This is a genomic window from Coleofasciculus sp. G1-WW12-02, assembly GCF_040219735.1.
Classification (GTDB): domain Bacteria; phylum Cyanobacteriota; class Cyanobacteriia; order Cyanobacteriales; family Coleofasciculaceae; genus Coleofasciculus.
In genome coordinates, this window is record NZ_JAVJRX010000063.1 from 65,036 (window position 1) to 81,616 (window position 16,581).

A 16,581-nucleotide genomic window follows, 5' to 3' on the forward strand; every position below is an offset into this window, starting at 1 on the left:
CTAGCTATCTCGAATTGCTGGAACCGTCGCTAGGGTTTGGGCTGATTTTTTCATGGCTTCAATGTCAGACGGTAACCAGGAACGGGTATCTTGACAATGATGAGCCGCAAGTAATCCCCATAACCGTCGCGGTGTGAGAATCGGCACAACTAAATTGGCATGTACTTTGAGGCTCCGCAAAAAGTCGCGGTGACAGGGATCGATGGGTTCGGTTTCAATATCTGCGATCGCTCTTACCCGTCCTGCATAATACAACCCCGCATACTCGTCATTAAAGCAGTCATCGCCCCCTGTCGAGCCGAAGATGGAGTATTTGGGAGAACTCAATGACTCGAAGGTGACCTGACCTTTCCACTCGTGATAGAAATAATAGAGAACTACGCGATCGACTGCTAACACGTTTCGCAGATAGTCAGTCGTTCCTTGAATTAGCGTATCCCGTGCCAAATTCTTAGCCAGACGGTCAGCAAAGGATCGTAAACCTGGATCACCAGTGGTCATCGATTGATCAGAATCAGAGTTGGTTTGGGGATTCCCTGGCACTGGCTGATTCATGTTAAGTCCCAATTATTGGTTACACTTGCTATTTTATCCCTATCTCCCCCATCTCCTCCATCTCCGGGAACCCCCTGTACGCCCGCTCAATATAACTGCGAATCAGAGCGCGATCGCAGATAATTGATTAGCAAAGCTGCCATGGAAAACACACACAGGCTTTTCCACACAAATAACCACCAAGGACGCCACCAGGCTCCTGTCTGCACTTCGATGATATCCGATAGTCCAAAGAAAAAGAAGGTGAGGAAAGCCATGAGTGCTTGATATCGCTCTGTTCCCGAACGGCGAATGATGCGGACTCCAAATCCGAGTGCGATCGCTATCCAAATCCCCGCCTCGATATAATTCCCCTTTTGGTAAATAGCTTCTAGCAGCTTAACTTGAGCGGCTGCCTGTTGGGGACTCGTCGGTTCCGAAAACGTTAACCCTGTCCAAATTCCTAAACTTACCAATAGGAAAAATAAGATGATCAGCCTTATCTTAGCAGCGTTAGTAATAGCAAAATGGTTTAGTTTAGTTGGTTTTTTGCTCATTACTTTCACACTCCACTCATTCAAAATGGTCTATTTATTAACTTATGAATAAGGGCGGGTTTTGTTGTTCATTTTTTTGTCTATAGCTAGTTGAATAGGCTAAATCCGCCCCTACAATTGACTCATGAATTAGCCAGGAATTGTTACCGTAAACGTTGTGCCAACTTCAGGTTCGCTGGTCACGCTAATGTTACCGCCATGTACGCTAACACAAGTTTGGGCAACCGTTAACCCTAATCCTGAACCCGGAATACTATCAATATTTGTTCCCCGGTGGAAGGCTTTAAATATATGGGGAATATCATCAACCGGAATACCAATTCCTCGATCGCAAACTTGAAAAATTACCTCAGTTGCTGTGCAATTTATCCGAAAATCAATAGTGCCACCTTGCGGAGAATATTTAATTGCATTCGTCAGTAAATTGCTCAAAATAGAACGCAGCATATTTTTATCTAAACAGGCGCTGCCACAGTCGGCATTTATAACACAATTTAGAACATGTTGATGGTCAGGGTTAAGCGGTATATCAGCCAAAATCTCTTGACAAAACTTTTCCAGCTCAACCTGCGTCGGCTGGAAATCCAATTGTCCCGTTTCAGCACGATTAATTGTGAGAATGTTATCTAACATTTGCCGTAGGCGTTGAGTCGCACCTTCAATACGTTGCAGATTTCTGAGTTTTTTATCAGGAGAAAATTTATCAGGGCAAAGTTGTAGGAGTTGAACGGAGGCTAAAATTGTACTCAAGGGAGTGCGAAATTCATGAGACACTAACGAAAAAAAGCGTAGCTGGAGTTGACTCAGTTCTTGCTGACGTTCGAGTTGGCGACGCATTTCTTCGGCTTGTTTGCGCTCAGTGATATCAATGCCAATACCAATGAGATACTTTACTGCACTGTTGTTATCTAGCAGGACTGTATTGTACCAGGAAATTAGGCGACGATTACCATCTCGTGCGAGCCAGTAATTTTCATGCTCGTTGGGAAAGTGACAGGCTTGGAGTTCTTTAATAATAGTTTTTACTGATTCAATGTCTTCTGGAATTAAAAACAAATCCCAAATATACTTTCCCTTGACTTCCTCAAAGGAATAGCCAGTTAATCGTTCACAGGTTTGATTAAAATAGAGTGTGTCATAAGTCACAAGTCCAGTAATAACTTAAGTGTAAGGGCGGGTTTAGCCGTGTAATTTTAGTCTCTACCAATACCCTCTCAACAAAACCCACCCTTGGTTATAACTGGGAGATCTAGGTAGCAAATGTTACCTTGTATCGGGTATTTCAGTAGATAATTGAATTACTGAATCGGTTTCTCAAGAATGAGTGGAGCCAAGGTTAAGGTTGGTAAAGTGGAAATCGGAAGAGTATAGCGCATCTGCTATATCAGCTTTAGTCTCCTTTCTGGTTTATTCAAAAAATTGGCTATGAAAATCTTGTTCGTGGAAGACGATATACCGCTCGCGGAAGCACTCACAGAGGCGCTTATCGATCAGCATTATGATGTGGATGTTGTCAATGATGGGGAAGCAGGCTGGCAACAAGCGATCAGCCTTTATTATGACTTAATTTTGCTCGATGTCATGCTACCTAAGTTAGATGGTGTCAGTTTGTGCCGACGTCTGCGTGCTGATGGCTATCACGGCTCGATCCTGATGATCACAGCCCTTGACACCAGCACGGATAAGGTGAACAGTTTAGATGCAGGCGCTGATGACTATGTGGTCAAACCCGTTGATTTGCCAGAACTCTTAGCTCGCATTCGAGCGCTGTTGAGGCGGGGAGGATGTTCAGTACCGCCAGTGCTAGAGTGGGAGCGCTTACAGCTCGATCCCAGCCGTCATGAAGTAACTTATAATCAACAGCCTGTACATTTAACCCCAAAGGAATATTCCTGTCTAGAATTATTTTTGCGAAATAGTCAGCGTATCATCAACCGCGAGTTTATCATTGAACATTTGTGGTCATCAGAGGCAAGCCCTTTTGAAGATACCGTTAAAGCCCACATTAAGAGCTTGCGTCACAAACTCAAAGCGGTGGGAGCGCCCGATGACTTGATTGAGACGGTTCACAGTGTGGGTTATCGATTGAAACCCTTGTCTTAATCTTTTCTTGAACTAAATCACTAAATTTCCTTTGTCATTCCCCAAATTTTTTACGTTTAACCTGTAAAGTCTGTAGTGGTCATCGAGTCATGACCGATAGGGGCATTCCCGTTTTTGACTGGATGTCCTCTAATTTCAGTGTTTCCGTGTGACGACAGCTCCATTCTTATCTCAGCAGGTAAACCATCAAGTTGAGGAAATGAACAATGTCTAAATCACTGTCTAAAGCGGTTGTAGACTTGGGACTACGATTAGTGAATGAAGAAATTGACAATGCACTGGCAGTTTATGGTGATGAGCTCTACAACGAACTGTTTGCCCAGCCTGATGTCCGTCAACGACTCGTTGACTACGTGATGGCAGCAATTCCCGAAGCTTATACCCAGGCAAAGAAAACGAGAAACGGTTCTGTATCCACGAAAATTCCTTACCATTCCTTAGAACTGCGTTTGCGGGTTGAAACCTATGCTCATTGGGGAATAGAGTACCTTCTACACACTCAATCAGACTGGCAACCTCCCTCGTCCCTAACCAATGCTCAATTCTATACCTTGCCTTGGAGCCATACCTATCTTTTTGCGCCAGCCTTTTCATAAGGAAAGCTGTTCTTGAGAGAAATTACGGATAAGCTGTTGGACATTTTGGGCAAAGTAAATAGGGGATTGAAGGTGTTTTAGCTGATTAAGTATCTGATTCAGTTTCAGCGAGGACAAAAAGGTAGAAAGCAGAAGGCAGAGGGTAGAATGCTCTATGCTTTTGGTATCTGCTTTTTTGTCTAGTGTTAACGGAGTGGTATGGGAAACAGCTCTGCCCTAGTCTTCTGCAGTCAAACTTGTGGATAAAGCTTTTTGGTAATCCTTTATCCTCCTTCTGAGTAAGAATTCTGACCAACTGATAACATTACGGGGGTTATTGATGATGACTCAACTATTTTCTTCTCGGCTCAATGACATTAGTAATCTTATGCTTTGTTACTACACCAATGGAACAGGCAAAACCTTAATTGCTCGGATTACCAATATCCCAAATTGGCGATTTGAGCGAATTATATTTCCCCAGGAACGTTTATTTTTTGAAGCCCCTTCCCAAGCTAAACTCGAACTTCATCACAATGGGGAAACCGCAATGAGTTTAATCGATAGTATTCCCTGTAGTTACCTAAAAGTCCAGGAACAGATGAGTCAAGTTCAGGAAACGCTATGGCATCAAATTGCTTGATTGCTAGAATCGATCATACCTAAACTATCCTGAATCTAGAGCATTCATAAGTTATTTAGCACGATTAGCCGACAATTTTTCCGCTAAAAGCGTCTGCGTAAATCACACTTGGTTCAATTTGGCGAATGGGGTTGGGGGAATCATAAACGATTAATAGCGCATCGGATTCTCCTAAACAGGGAAACAAGGCTAAACCTTCGGCGTGATCGCATCCTGGGGTAAAGGGTAAGTCAAACAGACTCTCTAGCTCTCCTGAGGCTTGCCCAGTGATACTATCGGCTGAACGGTCTAAAATAGACTTGAGGCGAAATACATTGATAGCGCCTTCTAAATCCATTGTCGGTCCAGCGAGAATCAACAAATCGTCTCCTTGCCAACAGAGTTCCCGCACGCCTAAACCATTAAGATCGATAAAGTGCTTGAGATAGCGTCTGCCGTTTTCACCGATATCCTGAAGGGTTAATATCCCCGGTGCAGTTTCAGCCACTTTGATTTCTATGATAACTGCCCAACCCCTGAGAACCGGACCCCGACAGCCCAAAAACACGCGATCGCCACGCACCGCCAATCCTTCAATATCTAAGCCATTATCCTTACTGGGTAAGGGATGGGTGACAAACGGACCCAAGTGAATATCGTCAATTAAGGCGTCCATGAGAATATTACTCGCTTCTGTCTTTTGTAGACAGGCGGCGGTCAATTTCTTATCAGGATTATCCGGGAGAGAAGATACTTTTAATAATTCGCCATTCACCAGAGGAATACGAATCAGTAAATATCGATTCACATCGGTTTTAATTGTGGCAAGGCGTTGTATGTCTTTTTCTAAATTTTTTCCTTTAGGTTTGCCACGTTTAGTGCTGTGGGAACCTGTTATCCAAAGATAATTATCGTCATGATCGATTCCTTCAATATCGATTTCATCATCTTGATTAAATAGTTCAATGAAATCTCCGAGATAATAGGATTGGTGATTACCAAAAACACAAGGTTCGATCAGAGAAAGACGTTCTACATTTAACCCGTCATCGGAACCTAGCCACAAATTGCCATCCGGTGTGAACGTGGTGGCTGAGAGTTCGTTAAGTAGGTCTTCATCGGAGGAATTAAAGCGTAAAAGGACGCGGCTGAGCAAAAAGGGATTGGACATAATTAGTGATTGGTGATTGGTGATTAGGTATTGGTGATTAAGGTGCGTATTTTTTCACAAAGTCAATGATTCTTATTCTCACCAGTACCTCAAGCCCTCTGGAGAAAATTTAAAGTACCAATGTTGAGGGCAAAGTATGGAAAGCCCTCACAGTAACCACGATTTGTTAGCAAAATCAGCCGGCTTTTCACTTTCCTTTTGAATCGGTCGTCCTAGAGTGCGGGCTTGAGGACGCTTGGTTTCTAAAGGTCGTTTGGTCTCTACAGGTCGCTTTTGATTTACTTTGGTCGCTTCATTCTCTTGTTTAAGTGTATCAACCTCCTGGATCAATTTCTCATTGGCTTGGGCAAGTTGAACGGCGGCTTTTTTGGCTTGATCAAACTCACTCTTGAGATGATTAATTTTCTTTAACTCATTTTGTAATTGTTCAACAGATTCTTGCTGCTGCTGCAATTGTGTTTCTAATTCCGTAATTTGTTTTTTTAAATCACGTTCTCGTTGCTCAGCTTGTGCTAAACTATCTTTTAAATCAACCAAAGTGGTTTCTTGGTTTTGAGCTTCCTCCAGTGCTTGCCTCAATTCCGCAACGGTGGCTTCTAGGTCAGCTTTTGTCGGATTCGAGCTTCTCGTTGTACTGGTTCTCCGGCGAGTTGCCATAGTTGATGTCTCCTCTGTTTCAGTATTCGGTTCGTCGGTATCGTCAACATTTTGCTGATTCGGGGATGGCGATTTTTCCACTTCTTCCCGTAGCAAATCAGTTAAACGTTTTTTAGTCATTAGCACCCCCAATTATGGTGTATTTCATCCGCCACGCGGCGATAATCAGCTTGAGCTTCACGGGCATTTTCTCCCCGCCATTGAGTAATCGGTATCCCCTGTAGGGCGGCGCGTTCATGGGCTTTATACGCCCGAATAAACGTCCCGAATGCAGGAACGCCGAGTTCCCGGAGTGTGGTTTGAGCTTCTAAAGCTTCCCGGCGACTACGAGAGTCTACCCGGGTTAAGAGTACCCGATGGGAGGTTCCCACAGGCGCGATCGCACGCCGCACGGTTTCCATTAAAACCGCTAAATCCATCGGTGCGGGAGGTGTGGGTAAAACAATATAATCTGCGATCGCGACAACTGCATTCAAAGCTTGCGATCGCAGCGCGGGCGGCGTATCCACAACCGCTAACTCGTAGCCTTTCAGGGTTTGCAGGCGACTCAAGAGTTGAGGATTGGTTTCTTTGGCGACATCAAACCCGATTTTTCCCTCACTACGTTCCACCCACCAACTCGCCGAACCTTGCGGATCAGTATCCACTAATAAAACCTGTTTTCTCTCCGCTAGTACGGCGGCTAAGTTGATTGAGGTCGTGGTTTTGCCCACACCTCCCTTACCATTAATGATAGCGATTATGCTGGTCATTCGTCATTTGTTTATGTCATTTGTTTATGTCATTTGTCATTCGTCATTTCTTATTTGGTAGGGGCGGGTTTAGTGACATCTGGGTCATTGGAAACAATAGGGGTGAAACCCGCCCCTACACAGGTTTTATTGCTTTGGGCAATGCTCCTTGCATCTTACTTAACCACTCAATTAAATTTTCTAACTGTTTGTTAGCTTTGAGGACGCCTAATCCCCGTACTGTTACTTTACCAGGAGAATAGACAAAGCGCGATCGCAAATTTTCGGGTAAGTTCTCTTTCAATAGATTCCACGCCGGTTCCTCCATGGGCGTTTCCAGAACAATGTGCTGTTTCCCTTCGGGTTTAATTCGACTAAATCCTAGAGACTTCGCCACCTGTTTGAGTTGTACAATCCGCAATAATTGCTCAACGGGTGCGGGTAAAGAACCATAGCGATCATTCCAATCAGCCGCAATTTGGGCTAACTCGGACTGGAAATTCGCCGCCGCCACTGTCCGATACGCACTCATTTTTTGCTCCAAATCGGGAATATAATCAGCCGGGATAAAGGCGGTGATATTCAAGTCAATCTGCGTATCATCCACTTGGGGAATTTCTTGACCCTGAATCTCGCGAATGGCTTCTTGCAGCATTTCCATATACAAATCAAAGCCAATCACATCCATTTGTCCCGACTGTTCCGCCCCTAGAAGATTTCCCACCCCCCGGATTTCCATATCCCGCGTCGCGAGTTGATATCCCGAACCCAACTGAGTAAACTCCTGAATCGCCCGTAAGCGCTTGCGAGCAGGGTCAGAAAGCGTTTCTCGCTTCGGATAGAATAACCAAGCGTGTGCTTGAACCCCAGATCGCCCGACTCGTCCCCGCAGTTGGTAGAGTTGGGCTAGACCAAAGCGTTGGGCGTCTTCAATCAGGATAGTATTCACTCGCGGAATATCTAACCCCGATTCAATAATAGTGGTACAAATGAGGATATCCGCATCCCCGTTACTAAAGGTGAGCATTGTCGCTTCTAATTCCCCTTCTGGCATTTGCCCATGGGCGATAGCCAATCTCGCCGCTGGTATCATTTCCCGCAGTTTAGTAGCTACTTCTTCAATTCCCTCGACTCGGGGGACAACATAGAACACCTGTCCCCCTCGATCTAATTCCGTGCGAATCGCGGTACGAACCGCTTCTGGATCATAAGGGGCTAAATGGGTTTTAATGGGACGCCGGGAAGGGGGTGGTGTGGTAATTAAACTCATTTCCCGCACCCCAGATAGGGACATATATAAAGTACGGGGAATGGGTGTAGCGGTTAAGGTAAGCACATCGACTTGAGTTTTTAGAGCTTTAATTTTCTCCTTTTGGTTCACCCCAAATCGCTGTTCTTCATCAATGACTAACATACCTAAGTCGCGGAATGTTACACCTTTTCCTAATAATTGATGGGTACCCACAACAACATCTAATTCCCCAGTATTGAGGCGGCGCTGAATCTCCTTGCGTTCCTGAGCGGTGCGGAAACGGTTGAGTAATCCCACATGAATGGGATAGGGAGCAAAGCGTTCTTTGAGGGTGTGGTAATGTTGTTGAGTCAGAATCGTGGTTGGGGCGAGGAAGGCGACTTGTTTGCCGGAGGTAATCACTTTAAAAATTGCCCGCAATGCCACCTCGGTTTTCCCAAACCCCACATCCCCACAAACCAAGCGATCCATGGGGCGATCGCTCTCTAAATCTCGCTTCACATCTTGCACCGCCTTGAGTTGATCTGGGGTGGGTTGGTAGGGAAATGACTCCTCTAGTTCATCTTGCCAAGGGGAATCCACGGGAAACGCATAACCGGAACGTTGACTGCGTTGGGCATAGAGCTTGAGTAAATCAACCGCCAGTTTCTTAATGCTTTTGCGAACCCGACTTTTGGTCTTTTCCCAGGCTTTGCTGGACATTTTATTCAGTTGGGGCGCAGGGCTATCGGCGCTGCGATAGCGAGACAAAACCCCCACCTGATCGGCGGCTACCCGCAATAATCCATCAGCATATTGTAAAACTAGATATTCACGGGTTTCATGGTTAAGGGTGAGGCTTTCTAGCTTGACAAATTTACCAATCCCGTGATTTTTATGTACCACATAATCCCCAGGGGTTAACTTATTCGGGTCAACCTGTTTCGAGGCGGCGCGGCGTCGTTTACGCACATAACTGGGGGTGGCGAGGGTATGCTGCCCAAAAAACTCGCGATCGGTAATGACAACAAGGCGAAACGTAGGCAGGATAAAGCCTTCGAGTTCAGCTAATCCGGAATATTTGACCGCCACGGGTGTTTTCTGGCTTTGCAGTTTATCAATGGCGGGATAGTCACGGGGATTAGGAACAAACTGGGCGGGACAATCATGTTCCTGTAACAGAGAGACAGAACGACTAGGTTGGGCAGAAATCAGCCAAACCGAAAACTTGCGATCGCGTTCACTGCGGACAATTTCTGCAAGTTTGGCAAATTGGTGCGGTGTTGCGGGAATGGGGCGGCTGGCTAAATTTACCGCTTTGTCATTGGTTGCTTCTGCCAGTTCTGATAAATAGACTGTAAAAACGTGCCATGGCGCGTCTGGGTCATATTGACGATGCAGAGGGGGAAGGGGATGGGCAAGGGTTTCTAAATGTTCTTGGGCGTGTTCCACCCAGCGATCGCAATGGGCGCGACATTGTTCGGGTTCGTCAATGGCAATAACGATATTATCGGGTAAATAATCCAATAGAGAGGCGGGTTTCTCAAAGGCAATACCCAAGAAGCGGCGACTCCCTTCCAGATGTCCCCCGGCTTGCCAAAGTGCCTGTTCCTCTTCCTCTAGATGGATTTGAACCTGTTGAACTTGGGTATCACTGAGGGCATCGGTAATAATGGGGCTAAAATCAGTAGGGGTAAGTACAAGTTGCTCAATTTTATCTAGGGAGCGTTGGGTCGCGGGGTCAAATTCGCGCAGTTGTTCGAGTTCATCCCCAAACCATTCCAAACGCACCGGTAATTCAGCCGCAACTGGGAAAATATCCACAATATCACCGCGCCGACTCCACTGACCTTCCATTTCCACCAGTGGCACTCGATCATAACCCAAGCGTGCTAATTGTTGATCGATTTGTTTAGTGTCCCAACTTATGCCTCGGTTGATTGTCAGACAGTAGGATGCCAAGGCGGCGACGGGTGGTAAATGGGGTTGGAGTGCCGCATGAGTGGCGACAATTGCCAGTCCCTTGTGTTTTGTCTGTCCATTGTCTGTTGAAGTCCCTTGGTTAGCCTGATCAGAACTTGACGAATGACCAATCACCAAATCGGCTAATACCTGCATTTGTCCCCAAGTCATTTCCGATTCTGGGTTAAAAGGTTCGTAGGGTGAGGCTTCTGAGGTGGGATAGAAATGAACCGTTTGCCAGTTCATGGCTTCCAATTGCGCCGCCCAGCGACTAGCTTCTTCCAACGTGGCACAGACAACCAAAAGATTACGCCCTGCGGCTTGGGCGATAGCAGATGAGACTAACCCCTTAGGTAGACGAGCAATCCCATTCAGGTGCAAAGACGACTGACGATTCAGTTTAGAGAGGAGTTCACTCGTCAGAGGCGATCGCTCCAGAGTCCGAATGATAGAAGAGAATGCCATGATTCACCGCACGTTATTAGAAATAGACAACCCAAGCCGCTGTCCATCGGCTTATCTCATTGTAGAAGCCTTGGTCGAGGCAGATTTACTCACTTATGAGTCAAAAAGAAATAATAATCGTCAAAAGAAGCCCCGACACCAAACCCCCAACCTGATTCACCCCACACCCAATCTCCCGATCAACCCCTCTGCGTCCCTCTGCGTGAACCTCTGCGTCCCTCTGCGTTAAAAAAACTATTCTATCGCCACCCTCAAACCTTGGTCAGGACGGGTTTCCTCCCATGGATAGGAGTCAAAAGGAACCCCGACACCAAACCGCAGACGCTTCTCGCATCACATCTCTACAGTCAAAACCCAGAACTCAAGTCATGCTTAATACTAGAACGTGAGGAATACATCCTCCCTCACTTGCCAGCCACTAAACCCATGTCCTCTGTCTCTCGCGAAATTGTCTTTGTCCTCTTCCTTATCGGACTCAATGGTATCTTTGCTATGTCAGAGATGGCGATTGTCGCCGCTCGCAAGGTGCGCCTGCAACAATTAGCTAATCAAGGTAATTCTAAAGCTCGCACGGCTTTGGAGTTGACTAATTCCCCGAATCAGTTCCTCTCCACAGTTCAGATTGGGATTACCCTGATTGGTATCCTCGCCGGTGCCTTTGGCGGTGCGACGATTGCCGAACAACTCGCTACCCAGTTGAAGGGGATTCCCCTACTTGCCACCCGGGCAGATGCGATCGCGTTATTTGTTGTCGTGGTGACGATTACCTACCTGTCTCTGGTTATCGGGGAACTGGTGCCTAAGCGATTGGCACTGAGTAACCCAGAATTAATTGCCACGGCGGTAGCGACACCGATGAAATTTTTGGCAAAACTCGCAGCGCCTGCGGTTCATTTATTAAGCTATTCCACGGAAACTGTATTGCACCTGTTGGACATCGCCCCTTCCCAAGAACCGACGGTAACCGAGGAAGAAATCAAGATTTTAATGCAGCAAGGCACAGAAGCCGGAACCTTTGAGCAAGTCGAACAAGACATGGTGCAGCGAGTATTCCGGTTAGATGATCAACGGGTTGGTGGCTTGATGACGCCTCGTCCCGATATTGTCTGGCTAAATTTAGACGATTCCTCGGAAATGAACCGCCATAAAATGATGACGAGTTCCCATACTCGTTTTCCGGTTTGTCAGGGTGGAATTGACAATGTGCTGGGTGTTGTGCAAGTCAATGCCTTACTTGCCCATTGTCTGGCGGGTTATCCTCTCGATCTAACCTGTTGCTTGCGGCAGCCATTATTTATCCCCGAAAGCACTAGGGCGCTGAAAGTATTGGAGTTATTCAAGCAATCAGGACCGCATTTGGCATTGGTGGTGGATGAGTATGGAATAATTCAAGGATTAGTGACACTCAATGATATTTTAGAAGCCATTATTGGTGAAATTCCCTCTTTTGATGATGCCGATGAGTTGCACGCGGTACAGCGGGAGGATGGTTCCTGGTTAGTTGATGGCATGTTATCCGTTGAAGAGTTCCGCAAACTATTTAGCATTGAGGAGTTACCGGGAGAGCAACGGGGAAACTATCATACGTTAGGCGGTTTTGTAATTACTCATTTAGGTCGCATCCCTACTGCGGCTGACTATTTTGAATGGGGAGGTTTACGGTTTGAAGTGATGGATATGGATGGCAATCGGGTGGATAAGGTATTGGTGGCACCGTTGCAAAAAGAGTTTTATCCGCGTTCTAATGATGTGTATTGAAACTAAGGCTGGTGGGCATTGCCCACCCTACGGTAAATAGGAGGATGTCACCGAGTCTCGATATCGTACAAATGGCAGAGAGTTCGTAGTTTTTGTTGGACACGCTCACGCACATTCTCTGGCGACAGAACCTATAAGTTAATGAATGTTAGCAATATGCACCTTTTAGATCCGAATCAATCCTATACGTTTAGTAAAATCTTTGAATTAAGGATTCTTGCCGATGAATTAGCCAATGAATTCGGATATAAATTAATTCGCAAGCGTTTGACATTGCCTCAATATCAGTCTGAGCTAGAGCAGTTAGAAGACCTCAAGAACCGCATTGAATCCGTGCTTCCTTACGTTGATTTATCAAGTGAAGCTTCTCGACGTGAAGTATTGATTTCACAGGTACTTTTGCAGTTAGTTCAATATACGAAATCTCAACTAAGAATTGAATATCCTATCAAAGTGAACGAGCAATTACAAGGTTACTTAGATTACTTACTCAGAAGTGAAACAGAGTTGCTAGTCATTGAAGCAAAGCGCGAGGATTTAGACTACGGTTTTACACAACTTGTAGCAGAAATGATCGCTCTCGATCAATGGGATAGAACTCCTGAACAATCCATTTTGATTGGTGCAGTCACTACTGGCACGGTTTGGCAATTCGCCTGTTTACATCGAAAAACTAAAGAAATTGAGCAGGTATTAAATCTTTATCGAGTTCCAGATGATCTAGATCCACTCATGCGAATTCTTGTGCAGGCTCTAATTGCATAGTCTTTCCAACAAGTATTAACCACGGGGCGGGTTTAGTCACATCTGGATGCAACCGAAAAGATAGTAGTGAAACCCGCCCCTACACACATTGCGCTACATACCGTGAAAACTAAAATCTCCCCCAGCTCCCTCTGCTCCCCCTGCTCCCTCATCACAAAACCCTAAATGATTAATAGGTAGGCAATGGCGGTGGCGACTCTAACCGCAGTGGCGCAAAATAACGACTCTTAACCACACTCGTCGGCTTCCAGGGTGGATGCCAATACATCTCTTGAATCACCGCTTTATCCTCATCCGGTGACCAGTGAAAACAGACAACGCTAATATTATTACAGCCGACAATTTCCTCACCCTCTTGTAACCAGCGATTTCGCCATAACCAGGATATAGAACCTAATAAAACCTTTTGCCATAAGGGTGATGTCTGGTGTAAATCTGGTTGGGGATGTCGCTTCAGCCAAGGTACTGACTCCGCTTTTTGGCGTTTACTCCACTCTGTGCGATACCGCCAATCAGGTTGCGATCGCTCATCCTTGAGGGCGACTTGCCACGCAATGTCCCAATTCCCTTGAGGAACCTGGATTTGCTGCCAAAAAGGTCCTTCACTGGGAACAGGCAGATCCTGGATTCTCACCTTATCGGGAGTGGTGATAATTTCCAGCAGTTGTGGCGGTTTCTCCCATCCCACCCAATATTGGGGTTGTTCTAATAGCAGTGATTTGACTTTGGTATGAGCTAAATAGGTCTTTAACTCGGCATTTTTAATCGCACTAGAGGTTAACTGTACCAGCACAGAGGCAGATTTAGGATTTTGGCTCTCTTGAGCTTCCTTAACCCGCGATGGCTCATCTCGACAGCCTTCATCTGCTTCCCAGATGTAGCCTGATGCTTGTCTCTGGAGTTCCCCACAGGGATGGGACCAATAGTTGAGGCGAACCACCGAACCATAGTGAATATCCCCCGACAGCAACACGATGCGATCGCGTCGCTGAAATAGCGCCGTTAGCAGCTTAGTAAAAGCGACATCGTGAAAGTTCCACGAATCCCCCACATCTGTGCCAAACACCTTACCCTGACGCCAATACCACTGTTGAGCTAAATCCACTATCGATGCATGAATTAAGTTTGTCGGTAAAACGAGTAATGTGGCTTCAATCCTCGACTTACCCGCCGCTTTTAGCTGATCGGTTTTGTCTAGAGAGTCTTCAATTTGCTGATCAAAGGCTGTCGGGGATAATAGCATCGGCGGCGCCATCACCTGATCTTCTCCCATGGGATAACCCCGCCACGTCCGCGTATCGAGTACGATAACTTCGTGTTTAAAACTCCTCACGCTATAGTGCCAGGTTAAGCTAGGAGTACCATCAGCATAGTCTCGATTCAGAACTAAAACCGTTCCATCCTGTTTCAATTTCGGCAATCCCGTTTCAGCCTCAATCCCAGGTACTCCCAAATACTTCCCCATCCTCTCCCAGGCTAATTCATCCGTCCCGCCTGATTCTGACCATTGTTGCAACGCCTGCCATAGTTGATCTCCCGGTTGCCCCGATGTAAACTGTTCCGGTGTATTTCCCCACCCTTGACACAGAGCATAAGCTAATAGTCCATTTTGTACCACCCGTCTACCCAGAGGTTTACCCAAAACCCGATTACACCACTCCCGATTCAAATACCAATCATCGCTAACATCGTGGTCATCAAAGATCATATAGGTTGGCACATTCGCTAGCGATCGCCTGACTTGCCACAAACGGCTAGCAAACTCCTGAATCGCTTTAACTTCCTTATCCCACGTTTTCGGCTTTTTTCCCCTGATCTTGCCCTTAGTAAAGGGATTTACCCAAAGGATTGGCGACCAAAAAAACAGATACATCGCCAAATATTCACCCAAACTAAACAGATGACTTTTGGCGCGTTCAGGTTGATTATCCAGCATCGCGGTCAAGCCAGCATATTTTTGGGCAATTTCCGTGCGCTGTCCGGGTTTCCACTCACTCACTTTTTTCCGGGAATACCCCTTGACAAAATCCCCTTTATAGGGAATATCTTCCTCCCAACCCAGTAAGGTAGTCCCCACATCGCCTAGCGCGGCTAACAAGGGATCAGCCACATCATCCCCATAAATTTGGTCCCCCGTTAAGAAGAGTTGATGGGGTCTACAATGGGGTTGATCGGCTGACTGTTCTATCAAGCCATCCAGCAGGGGTAGGGCATCTTGTCCCTTACCGTGGGCTTTTCGACAGGAACCGTGAACAATCCGCAGATGATTTAAGTCATCTGGCGGCATAGCAAATGTCGGCAGATTGTGTTCTAAATAGCTAATCGTGATGAAGGGGAAAACCTCTCTGGCGTTGAGGGCATCGTTGAGGGTTTGATTGCGATCGCCAAATTCCAAATCGTAGGCATAAATCTGTCCCGGTTCAAGTAAATATCCATCCACAGGTTTAGCCGTCACAGCGACAATATGCAGGTATTTGCCAACAGCTACAGTAGCGCGTGATCCAGTCAACCGTTCCTGATCAATGGTTTTACCCTGACCGTCGATAGTGGTATAAACTCGAAGTGTGACTATACTCGGCGCTTTCAGTGCCAGCCAAACCGTGACTCCATCTGGATCAGTACGCCGCAAGATTGGACCTGCCAAAATTAGCGGCAGATGGGGGAGTTGTTGCTGAAATTCGCTGTAGGCGTCGAGCAAGGGCAAAGCTAAAGGGTTGAAGAATGAGTGGTCATACAGACTTTATACTACCAAAAAAGGTTGATAGGTTTTTGGCAATCTACATAAAAATACTCAACTGAAATGACATTGTTAAATAGTAATTCTATCAAGATTAATCAATTACTGACGACTCTACCTGATCAGGAATACCAGCGCCTCGTTCCCCACCTCAAAGAAGTATCTCTGACATTAGGACAAATTCTTTACCAACCCGGAGAACCGATTCTCCATGTCTATTTCCCGAATCGGGCAATAGTTTCTTTAATCATCCTCTTGGCAAATGGTTTGACGACTGAAGTTGGCATGGTAGGGAAGGAAGGAATGGTGGGGATTGCTGTATTTTTAGCGGATGGGATGGCAATCAACGAGGCAGTTGTGCAAATAGAAGGCACAGCGATGAAGATGAATGCCTCAATTCTGAAAAGCGAGTTTGAGCGAGGGAGTAAATTGCCACGATTGCTCCTCTTTTACACCCAAACCCTGTTAAATCAGGTTAGTCAAACGGCGGCTTGCAATCGCCATCATAAAAATCCTTCGTTGTGGGAAACCCTGTGTCTTTAGACCAGGGAGGAACACGCGGTAGCGGTTTAAGCATACCCCTTTCGGGGTGGAGGGGTATGGTTGCCCCTCCGGTTTTCACCCATTTCTGGGGTAAAGTTAGCCTCGCCAAGGTTATCGGTCGGTAACTGTCCAAAAAGCACTGTTTCAGTGACCTTAAAACTGTTTAACTT

General features: G+C 46.1%; 15 protein-coding genes. 7 read left to right on the plus strand and 8 right to left on the minus strand.

The features are described 5' to 3' along the window. The 3 genes from RID09_RS11550 to RID09_RS11560 form a co-directional block, all read right to left on the minus strand. Complete coding sequence (locus RID09_RS11550) at positions 1-555, minus strand: GAF domain-containing protein (protein WP_446336088.1); 555 nt, start codon at positions 553-555, stop codon at positions 1-3. An 86-nt stretch (positions 556-641) separates the two neighbouring features. Next, positions 642-1,091, minus strand: a complete 450-nt coding sequence (locus RID09_RS11555; protein WP_446336089.1) for a hypothetical protein — start codon at positions 1,089-1,091, stop codon at positions 642-644. Positions 1,092-1,220: 129 nt separating this feature from the next. Further along, positions 1,221-2,237 (minus strand): PAS domain-containing sensor histidine kinase, encoded by a 1,017-nt coding sequence (locus tag RID09_RS11560; protein WP_446336090.1) that lies wholly within the window; start codon positions 2,235-2,237, stop codon positions 1,221-1,223. Positions 2,238-2,516: 279 nt separating this feature from the next. On the opposite strand from RID09_RS11560, the gene RID09_RS11565 reads away from it, so the two are divergent. The 3 genes from RID09_RS11565 to RID09_RS11575 all read left to right on the plus strand — a co-directional run bounded on the left by RID09_RS11565 (position 2,517) and on the right by RID09_RS11575 (position 4,412). Beyond that, entirely contained in the window at positions 2,517-3,194 is a 678-nt protein-coding gene (locus tag RID09_RS11565; RefSeq protein WP_446336091.1) for a response regulator transcription factor, read from the plus strand. A gap of 206 nt (positions 3,195-3,400) precedes the next feature. Further along, positions 3,401-3,790 carry a hypothetical protein gene (locus RID09_RS11570; RefSeq protein WP_446336092.1) on the plus strand — a complete coding sequence of 130 codons (390 nt, stop codon included), beginning with the start codon at positions 3,401-3,403 and terminating at the stop codon, positions 3,788-3,790. A gap of 319 nt (positions 3,791-4,109) precedes the next feature. After that, positions 4,110-4,412: a DUF1830 domain-containing protein gene (locus RID09_RS11575; RefSeq protein ID WP_446336093.1), complete on the plus strand. Its 303-nt coding sequence runs from the start codon at positions 4,110-4,112 to the stop codon at positions 4,410-4,412. Between the two features lie 64 nt (positions 4,413-4,476). On the opposite strand, the gene RID09_RS11580 is transcribed toward RID09_RS11575, so the two are convergent. The 4 genes from RID09_RS11580 to mfd all read right to left on the minus strand — a co-directional run bounded on the left by RID09_RS11580 (position 4,477) and on the right by mfd (position 10,608). Further along, a complete protein-coding gene (locus RID09_RS11580) occupies positions 4,477-5,562 on the minus strand; it encodes a DUF3616 domain-containing protein (protein ID WP_446336094.1) in 1,086 nt (361 codons plus the stop codon). A gap of 147 nt (positions 5,563-5,709) precedes the next feature. Next, on the minus strand, positions 5,710-6,339 hold the full coding sequence (locus tag RID09_RS11585; RefSeq protein ID WP_446336095.1) for a hypothetical protein: 630 nt from the start codon (positions 6,337-6,339) through the stop codon (positions 5,710-5,712). Further along, on the minus strand, positions 6,339-6,971 hold the full coding sequence (locus RID09_RS11590; protein ID WP_446336096.1) for a ParA family protein: 633 nt from the start codon (positions 6,969-6,971) through the stop codon (positions 6,339-6,341). The genes RID09_RS11585 and RID09_RS11590 overlap by 1 nt, the downstream gene beginning before the upstream one ends. 115 nt (positions 6,972-7,086) lie before the next feature. After that, positions 7,087-10,608: a transcription-repair coupling factor gene (mfd, locus tag RID09_RS11595; protein WP_446336097.1), complete on the minus strand. Its 3,522-nt coding sequence runs from the start codon at positions 10,606-10,608 to the stop codon at positions 7,087-7,089. Here mfd and RID09_RS11600 point away from each other — a divergent pair. The 3 genes from RID09_RS11600 (at position 10,607) to RID09_RS11610 (ending at position 13,131) form a co-directional block, all read left to right on the plus strand. Beyond that, positions 10,607-10,837 (plus strand): hypothetical protein, encoded by a 231-nt coding sequence (locus RID09_RS11600; RefSeq protein ID WP_446336098.1) that lies wholly within the window; start codon positions 10,607-10,609, stop codon positions 10,835-10,837. The two genes, mfd and RID09_RS11600, sit on opposite strands and share 2 nt — an antisense overlap. 197 nt (positions 10,838-11,034) lie before the next feature. Beyond that, positions 11,035-12,366: a hemolysin family protein gene (locus RID09_RS11605; protein ID WP_446336099.1), complete on the plus strand. Its 1,332-nt coding sequence runs from the start codon at positions 11,035-11,037 to the stop codon at positions 12,364-12,366. Positions 12,367-12,522: 156 nt separating this feature from the next. Then, positions 12,523-13,131 (plus strand): hypothetical protein, encoded by a 609-nt coding sequence (locus RID09_RS11610; RefSeq protein WP_446336105.1) that lies wholly within the window; start codon positions 12,523-12,525, stop codon positions 13,129-13,131. A gap of 169 nt (positions 13,132-13,300) precedes the next feature. Here RID09_RS11610 and RID09_RS11615 read toward each other — a convergent pair whose 3' ends face one another. After that, complete coding sequence (locus tag RID09_RS11615; RefSeq protein WP_446336100.1) at positions 13,301-15,835, minus strand: PhoD-like phosphatase; 2,535 nt, start codon at positions 15,833-15,835, stop codon at positions 13,301-13,303. Between the two features lie 96 nt (positions 15,836-15,931). Here RID09_RS11615 and RID09_RS11620 point away from each other — a divergent pair, with 96 nt between their 5' ends. Then, positions 15,932-16,411 carry a Crp/Fnr family transcriptional regulator gene (locus RID09_RS11620; RefSeq protein WP_446336101.1) on the plus strand — a complete coding sequence of 160 codons (480 nt, stop codon included), beginning with the start codon at positions 15,932-15,934 and terminating at the stop codon, positions 16,409-16,411. Positions 16,412-16,581 lie beyond the last annotated feature (170 nt).